Origin of the sequence: Legionella cincinnatiensis (assembly GCF_900452415.1) — a bacterium.
Lineage (GTDB): Bacteria > Pseudomonadota > Gammaproteobacteria > Legionellales > Legionellaceae > Legionella > Legionella cincinnatiensis.
The window spans coordinates 2,758,809-2,770,222 of the sequence record NZ_UGNX01000001.1; the positions used below are offsets into that span (position 1 = coordinate 2,758,809).

Sequence of the window (11,414 nt, forward strand, 5' to 3'; positions counted from 1 at the left end):
ACTGTTATTACATCGAAGTGCTAACGTTAGGTTTATTCTAAGGTCATCTTAATGCGTGTGTAAGCGCAACAAAAGCCGATTTTTTGCACATTCATATCCGAAATACTTCCTGGTTCAGTAGTGACTGTGGCCCAAGATAAATGATGTTGTTTGGCAAAGTTTAAACGAGCAAGCAATAATCTTTTTTGCACCCCTCTACCTCGATATTCAGGTAACGTACTCGTCACTCCTAAATCACAAAAATCATCATGCATGGCAATTGTAGCTCCTGCTATAATTTCCTCATTATCATAAGCCGCAAAAATGCTGACTCCTTTAGATTGAGCATAATGAATAAATTGATCTTTAGCTTCAGGAGCCGCAAAACCTAGTGCTACTCGGCTGGCCCATTCCTGGATTTCATCGGGCTTTATCTCTCTTATCACCAATGAATTTTTATTAAAATCAATGGGTTGATATGTTTTTAAATTAAAGACGGACACATTATTTAATTCATTGATACAATAGCCACGGTGACTTAAAAAAATAGCAAGCTCATTTCCTACAAAAGGACATAACTCAATATCTACCCGTGGATGATTTAGGCTTCTATAAAAATGCTCAATGCATTCAATTTCAGTTTTAAATTGTTTTACTTGAGTATTAAAGCCCCATCCAACTACTTGTGATAAATAAGAATCAAAGCCAGAAAAACAAGCAGCACCTCCATTAATTGCCAATACTTTTCCTTCTGGATACTGCTTAGTGACCTCAATGTGAGTTTGCTTGATGCAAGACTCCATTTGTGCGGCCAGATTTTTAGTAATACATTTCATTAATCACGCCCCCTGTAACCTTAGTGAAAACAGGAAATTGTCCATCCTTTTTAAGATAATCCGTGTGCTAATTCATAGACTAATTTTGGTCCCTGATAAATCAAACCGCTATATATTTGTATTAATGAAGCCCCGGCGTTCAATTTTGATCGAGCACTATCACAACTATCAATACCCCCTACCCCAATCAAAGTCACCTCATTACCGACATATTGTTTCAGCAAACGCAAACACTGAGTTGATAATTCCCAAAGAGGTTTACCACTTAATCCTCCTGACTCTTCTGCGAGAGGTAAATGCTCTACTCCTTTACGTGAACAGGTTGTATTTGTCGCAATAATTCCTTCGATACCTAAATTCAAAATGACTTCTGTCATTTGTTTCAGTGTTTCTACCTGCTCGTCTGGTGAGATTTTAACAACTAAAGGAACACGACGTTGAAACTTATCAGATAATTTAATCTGCTCAGCCTGAATTTTTGACAATAAATGGGCAAAATACTCTTTTTGTTGTAATTGGCGTAAATCTGGAGTGTTGGGCGAAGAAATGTTAATCGTTACATAGGAAGCATGTTCATAAACTTTCTTAAGGCAATAAATGTAATCATCTGCAGCACGCTCCAGTGATGTATCTTTATTCTTGCCAATATTAATACCTAATACTCCTTTATACCGTGCCTTTTTTACATGAGTCACTAAAGCATCAACACCTTGATTGTTAAAACCCATACGATTAATAATGGATTGAGTTTCTGGTAAACGAAATAAACGAGGTTTAGGATTACCTATTTGTGGTTTTGGCGTGACCGTTCCTAGTTCAATAAATGCAAAACCAAGCTTAGCCAATGCATCTAAATGCTCGCCATTCTTATCCAATCCTGCAGCTAAACCAACAATATGAGGAAACTGAATTCCTAAAGCGTGCACAGGTTGGGGCTTTGCTTGCTTAAAACAAAATCTAGGTAGGTAGTGTAAAGCAGACAAACTTAAAGTATGGGCTTTTTCGGCATCCATACTAAAAAGTAAAGGACGTAAAATTGAATACATAGAGAATCCTGTAGCCTAGATGAGGCGACGCGTAATCCGGAAATTCGGTGTGAGCAAAACCCTGAGTTACGCTTCGCTTCGCCCAGGCTCATTAATTAATGAGAGTTCTATATAAAAATAACCGTTATTATTTAATATAAAACTGATTTTATTAAAATCGATCCCATATAAATGCTATGCATTTTATGGGATAACGTTCATTTAGCGACGTAAAAGTGCCTTTTACGCCGAATTCCCGTTAATTAAATATCACATTTCTGAGCCCAAACTCGAAGCATTGCATTTTCTGATTTGTGCAAATGGTAATCCACTTCTCTAATTTCTACACCATAACCACTTTTTTGCAGCTGCAGTAATACTGGACCTAAAAGCTCAGAGCTCTTTCCTTCCATATCATTCAAAGGAAAAATTCTAACTTCTTTAGCGACTCTTGCTAATTCACGAATTACATTTAAATGAAAATCAACGGTTTGATCTTCTAAATCTGCAAATAAATAATGAGCACTTAATGCAAAGTCAAAAGAAAAATCAGAATAAGGTAAATGATAATCAGCAGCTCCCCAATAGCGCCCTTCAGCCTTACCTTTTTCATAATCGGCAAAGAATGATTTCATTCCTTTTTGTCGATATTCAAGCAACTGCTCTAAACTACCATTACGGCTAAAATCAAATTGCTCTTGCTCTTTACGCACTTCCTCCGCCATTTGAGCAAAAATCATCACTGCTTTGGAAGATAAAGTGTCTTTATCCAAAACAAACAAGGGATCACAGCTTACCGCTTGATGTGCCTCCTGAAATTGTTGTGCGTTTACGGCGCTTGGACCACACCCATATTCTAAAATTCGGGAATTCATATCCTCTTGAGACAAATCAAACATCTCGCGATACTCATCAACACTATGCCCCCAGAGTACTAACTTGCGCATGAACGACTCTCCTAAATAGATAAACCTGAACTCTTAAAGCTAAACGCTACATATTGCTACTAACCGAGCAATAGTCATTCTTTCATAGACGAGGTCTCACTTCGATACGACGCTAGAACATCTAAAATAATGGATACCAACCGGCGCGCGAATGACAACCTCTCCACAACTTATATTGAAAGGAATACGTAGTTTTCTTTCGGCTTAAGATTAGGCGATTTTTTAAACCAGGTAAAGGAGATTCTCCAAATTATATTAAGAGTCCATACTATTACGCTAAATAATGAAATCTTTTCCTTGGTATAGAAATTTTATTTGCAACTTCAATTCGATTGGGTATAGTCTAACAAATTTGTTAAAAATCACGGGAAGTCATCTATCATGTATACAGGACCGAACTATCAACTTGGTGACACTTATAATATGTTACGCGAGAGCGTCTATCAATTTGCTCGTGCTGAAATTGCACCACTTGCTGCTCAAATTGATGAAACAAACACCTTTCCTCATCACTTATGGAAAAAATTAGGTGACATGGGTTTGTTAGGAATTACAGTTAGCGAAGAATATGGTGGCGCCAATATGGGGTATCTCGCCCATGTAATTGCCATGGAAGAAATTTCTCGTGCCTCTGCTTCTGTGGGCTTAAGTTATGGTGCTCATTCGAATTTATGCGTCAATCAAATTTATTTAAATGGAAATCACTCTCAAAAACAAAAATATTTGCCTAAACTTATAAGTGGGGAATACATTGGTGCTTTGGCTATGAGTGAATCCAATTCAGGATCAGATGTAGTCAGCATGCAATTACATGCTCATCCAGTAGGCAACAAATACATTCTCAACGGCACAAAAATGTGGATCACGAATGGGCCTGACGCAGATGTCTTAGTAGTTTATGCCAAAACAGACAAACACGCAGCAAGTAAAGGAATCACCGCCTTTTTGATCGAAAAAGGAATGTCTGGCTTTAAAACAGCTCAAAAACTAGACAAACTGGGAATGCGAGGTTCAAATACGTGTGAGCTTGTTTTTGACCAGTGTGAAGTGCCCGAAGAACATGTTTTAGGTGAAGTAAATCAAGGTGTTAAAGTATTAATGAGTGGTCTCGATTATGAACGCACCATTCTTGCAGCAGGACCAGTAGGTATCATGCAAGCATGTATGGATGTTGTTTTGCCTTATGTTCATGAGCGCAAACAGTTTGAACAGCCTATAGGCGAGTTTCAATTCATCCAAGGTAAATTAGCCGATATGTATACTGACTTAAATGCATCAAGAGCTTATTTATATGCTATTGCTAAAGCATGTGATCAAGCTATGGTGAGTCGTAAAGATGCCGCAAGTGTCATTTTATATACCGCAGAAAGAGCAACACAAATGGCATTGCAAGCGATTCAAATTCTTGGTGGAAATGGATACATTAATGAATATCCCACAGGTCGTTTGCTGCGTGATGCAAAATTATACGAAATAGGAGCTGGTACTTCCGAAATTAGAAGAATGCTTATTGGACGAGAACTTTTTAAAGAAACAGTATAAGGAAGAGTGAAAATGGAACAGAATGACATAGTAATCGTTGCAGCAAAAAGAACTCCTATGGGCGCAATGCTAGGAAATCTATCAACACTTTCAGCTCCAGAATTAGGCGCAATCGCACATCAAGCAGCCTTATCTCAAGCTGGAATTAGCCCTGCAGACATAGATGAAGTAATTAGTGGCTGTGTGTTACAAGCAGGAATTGGTCAAGCCCCAGCCCGACAAGCAGCAATTAAGGCAGGAATACCTAATACTGCAGGAGCCACTACGGTCAATAAAATGTGTGGTTCTGGAATGAAAGCCATTATGTTGGCTCATGATTTAATTCGCGCAGGAACGGCACATATTATTCTTGCTAGTGGTATGGAAAGTATGAGTAATGCCCCCTATCTTCTGAGTAAAGCACGTTCCGGATACCGCCTTGGACATGGTGAGTTAAAAGATCATATGTTCCTCGATGGATTGGAAGATGCCTACGATAGAGGCAAATTAATGGGTGTTTTCGCAGAAGCTACAGCCAGCCATTTTCATTTCAGTAGAGAGCAACAGGATGAATTCGCTACTCGTTCCATGAACCGAGCACTTAAAGCTATAGAAAATGGAGCATTCAAAGATGAAATTGCTCCCGTAACGATAAATTCACGTAAAGGGGATGTTACTGTAAACGTTGATGAAGGCCCTGATGCAACCAAACTTGCTAAAATCGCTCAGTTAAAACCTGCTTTTAAAGCAGATGGAACTGTTACCGCTGCTAATTCAAGCTCCATCTCTGATGGTGCAGCAAGTGTGATCCTAATGAGTGCTGGAGAAGCAGAAAAACGAGGTATAAGACCTATAGCCCGCATTGTTGCTCATGCAAGCAACGCACAAGCACCAGAATGGTTTACCACTGCGCCTGTTGATGCTATTCGCAAAGTCATGAATAAAGCTTCATGGAAACAAAATGACGTAGATCTTTATGAAATCAATGAAGCATTTGCCGTAGTCACTATGGCTGCTATAAAAGAGCTTGAATTAAATCCAGAACACGTTAACATTCATGGCGGCGCTTGTGCCTTAGGCCATCCTATTGGTGCTTCAGGTGCACGTATTTTAGTAACCTTAATACATGCCTTAAAACATCAAGGGAAAAAACGCGGCGTTGCTGCATTATGTATTGGCGGTGGCGAAGCGACTGCTATGGCTATTGAATTAATTTAAAATAAACAGTTTCTTTCTCTTAAGAAGAGGCTCAGGGTTGCTATCACTAGCTCAACATTTCTGCCGAGTTAGCAAGCCTTCTCGAGAATAACAAGGTTTTAAATCTTGCCTCTCAGGAAGGTAATGAGATATTTCTTTGATAGGTGACGATCACTTTGACTCTTCTTATGGCATGTGGAGAAAAGCTGTACCATAAAAAGGACATTCATGCTACGACACAGTCTTATTTATTTATTACTGAGTATTTTAGTAGTAATATTCGCAAAATATGCTCATCTAGTCATTGTTTATATCGATCTATTTTTTACCTATATCAATTTAAAACTCACACCCATTTTCAGCCAAACTGGCTGGGGACTTGTGGTTCGTAAAATACTTGTTCTTGTCCTATTACCAGTAGCGATTACTTCTGTTCCAGCTCTTGCATATAGAATTTTTAAAGGCGGGGATATGCCCCACTTTATTGCAATTACCTGGATTATTTGGATCATCATTGTCTTAAGTGACATTTTGGTTCGATAAGGATTAAGGGATGACAAAATTAATCAGTCAAATCAATACCAGTAGCCAAGAATTTAAGGCAAATCAAGCAACAATGCTCGCTTTAGTTGATGAATTAAAAAATCAACTTCAACGTATTGCCTTAGGTGGTGAAGAAAAAGCGCGTGCTCGCCATCTGAAGCATGGCAAATTATTACCAAGAGAACGACTACAGCAATTATTAGATCCAGGTAGTCCTTTTCTTGAACTCTCTCAGCTTGCAGCCTTTCAAGTCTATAACGATGCAATTCCTGCTGCAGGAATCATTACTGGTATCGGTTGGGTTTGCGGCATTGAATGTGTGATCGTTGTAAATGATGCCACGGTAAAAGGAGGAACCTACTATCCTTTAACCGTCAAAAAACACTTAAGAGCCCAAGAAATTGCACTGATGAATCATTTACCCTGTATTTATTTAGTCGACTCAGGCGGTGCTTATTTACCCCACCAGGATGAGGTATTTCCCGATAGAGATCATTTTGGGCGCATTTTCTTTAATCAAGCACAAATGTCCGCCCAAAACATTCCGCAAATTGCGGTGGTTATGGGTTCTTGTACTGCTGGGGGAGCATATGTTCCAGCTATGGCAGACGAATCAATCATGGTTAAAAACCAAGCCACGATTTTTCTTGGAGGTCCTCCTCTTGTTAAAGCAGCAACAGGTGAAATCATTAGTGCTGAAGAGTTAGGCGGTGCTGAAATCCATTGTAGACATTCTGGAGTAGCCGATCACTATGCTGAAAATGATGCTCATGCACTTCACCTAGCACGAGTTTCTATCAGTAATTTAAACCGCAAAAAACCTCAGCAACTAAAACGAATTGAAACTAGAGAACCACTTTATGACAGCATAGAGCTTAATGGCATAGTTCCTGTAGATCCAAGAAAGCCCTTTGATATACGTGAAGTGATCGCCCGTATTGTTGATGGTTCAGAGTTCGATGAATTTAAAGCGCTTTTTGGTACCACTTTAGTCTGTGGTTTTGCGCATTTATATGGTTATCCCATAGGTATTATCGCCAATAATGGCATTCTCTTTAGTGAAAGTGCTCTAAAAGGAGCTCACTTTATAGAGCTTTGTTGTCAACGTAAAATTCCACTGGTGTTCCTACAAAATATTACTGGCTTTATGGTAGGTTCAAAATATGAAGCCTCAGGCATCGCCAAACATGGTGCTAAAATGGTAACAGCAGTAGCCAACGCCAATATACCTAAGTTTACCGTAATCGTAGGAGGGAGCTTTGGTGCTGGAAATTATGCCATGTGTGGGCGAGCTTATAACCCACGATTCCTGTGGTCTTGGCCAAACTCTCGAATTTCAGTAATGGGCGGCGAGCAAGCAGCCAATGTTCTGGCTCAGGTCAACCGAGATAAACTCACCAAGCAAGGAGCAACATGGTCCGAGATGGAAGAAGAGAATTTTAAAGCTCAATTACGCGCGCAATATGAAACCCAGGGACATCCGTTCTATGCTAGTGCCCGCTTATGGGATGACGGGGTTATTGCGCCGCAAGATACACGAAAAATATTAGGCTTGGGTTTATCGGCGGCACTAAATACACCTATAGCTTCAACCCATTTTGGCGTCTTTCGCATGTAAAAAAGGAGCACTCTTGAGCGACTTGTTATCTGAAATCCATGGACACTTATGCCTACTTACTCTTAATCGAGTAAGTAAGCATAATGCTTTTGATAATCATCTTTTAATTGAAATACAAGAGCAACTCAACTCAGCAATAGCTGATTCTAATGTTCGTGCCATTGTGCTTAAGGCCAATGGAAAACATTTTTCTGCTGGCGCTGATTTGGCCTGGATGCAAAACATGGCTCGTTTTAATGAGGAAGAAAATTTAAAAGATGCGATGGTGCTTGGTAATCTCATGTACACTTTAAATAAAAGCCCCAAACCTACTATAGCTATGGTGCATGGTTCTGCTTTTGGTGGCGGTGCAGGGCTTGCTGCAGCTTGTGATCTTACTCTAGCATCTCAATCAGCACGATTTTGTTTTTCAGAAGTAAAATTAGGTTTAGTACCAGCAGTGATTAGCCCCTATGTGGTACAAGCTATAGGCGAACGTAATGCCAAAACCCTATTCATGAGCGCAGAAATTTTTGATGCAGCCAAAGCATTATCGTTAAATTTGGTACAGCACTGTGTTCCTGAGGAAAATTTATTAGAGTTCACCCTGAATTATGCCCAACAAATCTGTAACAATGCACCCGAAGCAGTACGAATATCAAAACAACTGGCAACTTATGTAGCCAATAAAAAAATCGATGAAGAATTAGTCCGTTACACTGCTTCCTTAATTGCACAAAAAAGAGTATCAATTGAAGGACAACAAGGTCTTAATGCATTTTTAAAAAAAGAAACACCTAATTGGAGTAACAATTAAAGAGGCTCTCATGTTTAATAAAATTCTTATTGCCAATCGTGGTGAAATAGCGTGCAGAATTATTAAAACCGCACGATCCATGGGTATACACACCGTAGCTATCTATTCCTCGGCTGATAAAGAAAGTTTACATGTACGCAGCGCTGACAGCGCCTACTTTGTTGGCGAAGCCCCTGCTAAAGACAGTTACCTAAATATTGCTAATATTATCCATATTGCTAAAAATTGTGGTGTGCAAGCCATACATCCTGGTTATGGCTTTCTCTCTGAAAACCCGGAGTTTGCTAGAGCTTGCGAGGAAGCCAATATTATTTTTATTGGTCCTTCAATCGAAGCAATGGAGGCTATGGCTTCTAAGCAATTAGCAAAACAATTGTTAGAAAAAACGAGAGTTCCTCTAACTCCAGGCTATCACGGTAGCGAGCAAGCAGAAGAAAAATTACTTGCACAAGCCCAAAAAATAGGATTTCCTGTTTTAATCAAAGCTGCCAATGGTGGCGGAGGCAAAGGGATGCGTACTGTTTATCATGAATCAGAATTCAGTATGGCCTTAGCTGGAGCTAAACGAGAATCTATGGCCAGCTTTGCTGATGACACTATGATTATAGAAAAACTAGTACTGCATCCTCGCCATGTCGAATTACAAATAATGGCCGACAATCACGGTAATGTGGTTCATTTATTTGAGCGCGATTGCTCCATTCAACGCCGACATCAAAAAATTATTGAAGAAGCACCAGCCCCTAATTTATCTGCTTCTTTACGAGAAAAACTTGCTGAGGCAGCTTGTGAAGTAGCTCGTTCTATTAACTACAGAGGCGCAGGTACCGTTGAATTTTTGGTAGATGGAGAAGAACAATTCTATTTTATGGAAATGAATACTCGCTTACAAGTAGAGCATCCAGTCACCGAACAAATTACTGGGCTTGATTTAGTGGCATGGCAGTTAAAAATTGCCGCTAATGAGCCTTTGCCATTAACACAAGATAAAATTCAATCCTCTGGCCATGCCATAGAATGTCGTATTTATGCTGAAGATCCTCATCAAGATTTTATTCCATCGATTGGTCAAATTAATTTTTTGCAAGAACCATCAGGAGATGGCATTCGTATTGATACAGGAATACAGTGTTCATCCCAAATTACCATGTACTATGACCCAATGATTGCCAAACTTATTGCTTGGGGTACTAATCGTGATGAAGCATTATCGAGAATAGAACAAGCACTATCTCATTACTTTATAGGTGGAGTAAAAACAAATATTCCATTTTTACAAGCTATTTGCCATCACGCTAACTTCAAAGATGTAAAGTTAAGTACTGATTTTTTAAGCAAAGAAGATATTAAAATTGCAACACCTGATTATGAAATAGCTTTGCTTATGACCATAAGTTTTGATTACCTAACTATGGTCAATTCGATCCAAGACCCGTTACTTGAAGATGCTTTTGCTTGGCAATCGCAAGTGTCAAGTCATTGGATTTGGCGTTATCAACATAAAGAAACATCGATTGAAACATTAATTATGGCAATCAATAAAAATGACTTCAAAGTGCAATTCAATCAAAAAGAACTTTTAATTCATGCCAATTTGATAGGAAATCAACTTCGTATTGAAACAGAAAATCAAAATTATCAAGCTACAGTAGAAAATAAAAATCAATCACTGACCCTATATTCCACTCAAGGCTCAATAACTGTTGAACGGTTTAATTGGAGTACATTAGGTACACAAACACCAACTCATAAAGGGCAACTCACTGCGCCAATGCCAGCAACTGTTGTAGCAATTTTAAAAAATATTGGAGAACGGGTTAAAGCTGGAGAACGTTTAATTGTTCTTGAAGCAATGAAAATGGAACATACTATTCATGCTCCTAATGATGGTATTTTAATGGAAGTTTTTTATTCTGTAGGAGCTCAGGTTAATGAAGGAGAAGAATTACTGACATTAAGTGAAACTGACTCTTAACCTGAGATATAAAGAAAGAGATAATTATGGACTATCCGCAACAGATAACTATTATAGAAGTAGGTCCCCGTGATGGCTTACAAAATGAAGCTGCTTTTGTGTTTAGCAAACACAAAATTGAATTAATTAATTTACTCAGTCAATCTGGCTTACACTATATTGAAGTAACTAGTTTTGTTTCTGCAAAAGCAATACCTCAACTTGCGGATCATGATGAAGTCTTTCGCGCTATAGATAAAGTACCTTCTATCCATTATTCAGCTTTAGTGCCTAATGAGCATGGCATGCTTAAGGCTTTAGAAGCTGGGGTTCGAGAAATCGCTGTGTTTACAGCAGCAAGTGAACAGTTTAATCAAAGAAATATTAATTGTTCTATTGATGAGAGCATCGCTCGTTTTAAACCAGTTCTTGCCCTGGCTAAAGAAAATCACATTAGGGTTCGGGGTTATATTTCTTGTGTCCTTGGTTGTCCTTATCAAGGAAGCATTCCACCTGAACAAGTAGCGCTTGTAACCCAAAAACTATTAGACTTAGGGGTAGATGAAATATCATTAGGCGATACTATAGGGGTTGGAACACCTCGTCAAACACGTCTAGTATTAGATCAAGTGCTTAAACTATTACCTCTAAATCAATTAGCAATGCATTTTCATGACACATATGGCCAAGCTATAGCGAATATCTATGCATCGCTACAACATGGGGTGCATCGTTTTGATAGTTCAGTAGCTGGTCTTGGAGGATGTCCTTACGCTCTAGGAGCGAGTGGAAATGTTGCTACTGAAGACGTTCTATATTTAATGCACGGTTTAGGAATAGAAACAGGCATAGATATTTTTAAAATTGTTGCGGCTGGGGACATGATTTGTAAAATTTTGGGGCGTAAGAATCAATCAAAAGTTGCAAATGCCATGCTTCCTACTCCCTGCAACTAAAAAGAATTTCCTCAAATGGGAATTCAGTAATATTACAGAGAG

Annotated in this window: 10 protein-coding genes; 7 read left to right on the plus strand and 3 right to left on the minus strand. The window is 38.9% G+C overall.

Annotation, left to right across the window (positions count from 1 at the left end):
- Positions 1–32 precede the first annotated feature (32 nt).
- From DYH34_RS12340 to DYH34_RS12350, 3 genes are all read right to left on the minus strand, one after another.
- Positions 33–815, minus strand: coding sequence for a GNAT family N-acetyltransferase (locus DYH34_RS12340; RefSeq protein ID WP_058464720.1), 783 nt, complete (start codon positions 813–815; stop codon positions 33–35).
- 50 nt (positions 816–865) lie between these two features.
- Positions 866–1,861 (minus strand): quinone-dependent dihydroorotate dehydrogenase, encoded by a 996-nt coding sequence (locus tag DYH34_RS12345; protein ID WP_058464721.1) that lies wholly within the window; start codon positions 1,859–1,861, stop codon positions 866–868.
- Positions 1,862–2,103: 242 nt separating this feature from the next.
- Positions 2,104–2,787, minus strand: a complete 684-nt coding sequence (locus DYH34_RS12350; protein WP_058464722.1) for a hypothetical protein — start codon at positions 2,785–2,787, stop codon at positions 2,104–2,106.
- Positions 2,788–3,168: 381 nt separating this feature from the next.
- Here DYH34_RS12350 and DYH34_RS12355 point away from each other — a divergent pair, with 381 nt between their 5' ends.
- From DYH34_RS12355 to DYH34_RS12385, 7 genes are all read left to right on the plus strand, one after another.
- Complete coding sequence (locus DYH34_RS12355) at positions 3,169–4,329, plus strand: isovaleryl-CoA dehydrogenase (protein WP_058464723.1); 1,161 nt, start codon at positions 3,169–3,171, stop codon at positions 4,327–4,329.
- A 12-nt stretch (positions 4,330–4,341) separates the two neighbouring features.
- Positions 4,342–5,526 carry a thiolase family protein gene (locus DYH34_RS12360; protein WP_058464724.1) on the plus strand — a complete coding sequence of 395 codons (1,185 nt, stop codon included), beginning with the start codon at positions 4,342–4,344 and terminating at the stop codon, positions 5,524–5,526.
- A gap of 207 nt (positions 5,527–5,733) precedes the next feature.
- Positions 5,734–6,048 (plus strand): hypothetical protein, encoded by a 315-nt coding sequence (locus tag DYH34_RS12365; RefSeq protein ID WP_058464725.1) that lies wholly within the window; start codon positions 5,734–5,736, stop codon positions 6,046–6,048.
- Between the two features lie 10 nt (positions 6,049–6,058).
- The gene (locus DYH34_RS12370) at positions 6,059–7,666 is read left to right on the plus strand and encodes a carboxyl transferase domain-containing protein (protein ID WP_058464726.1); all 1,608 of its coding nucleotides are present in this window, start codon (positions 6,059–6,061) and stop codon (positions 7,664–7,666) included.
- Positions 7,667–7,679: 13 nt separating this feature from the next.
- Complete coding sequence (locus DYH34_RS12375; protein ID WP_058464727.1) at positions 7,680–8,462, plus strand: enoyl-CoA hydratase-related protein; 783 nt, start codon at positions 7,680–7,682, stop codon at positions 8,460–8,462.
- A gap of 10 nt (positions 8,463–8,472) precedes the next feature.
- Positions 8,473–10,437 carry an acetyl/propionyl/methylcrotonyl-CoA carboxylase subunit alpha gene (locus tag DYH34_RS12380; RefSeq protein ID WP_058464728.1) on the plus strand — a complete coding sequence of 655 codons (1,965 nt, stop codon included), beginning with the start codon at positions 8,473–8,475 and terminating at the stop codon, positions 10,435–10,437.
- Positions 10,438–10,463: 26 nt separating this feature from the next.
- Positions 10,464–11,372 carry a hydroxymethylglutaryl-CoA lyase gene (locus tag DYH34_RS12385; RefSeq protein ID WP_058464729.1) on the plus strand — a complete coding sequence of 303 codons (909 nt, stop codon included), beginning with the start codon at positions 10,464–10,466 and terminating at the stop codon, positions 11,370–11,372.
- Positions 11,373–11,414 lie beyond the last annotated feature (42 nt).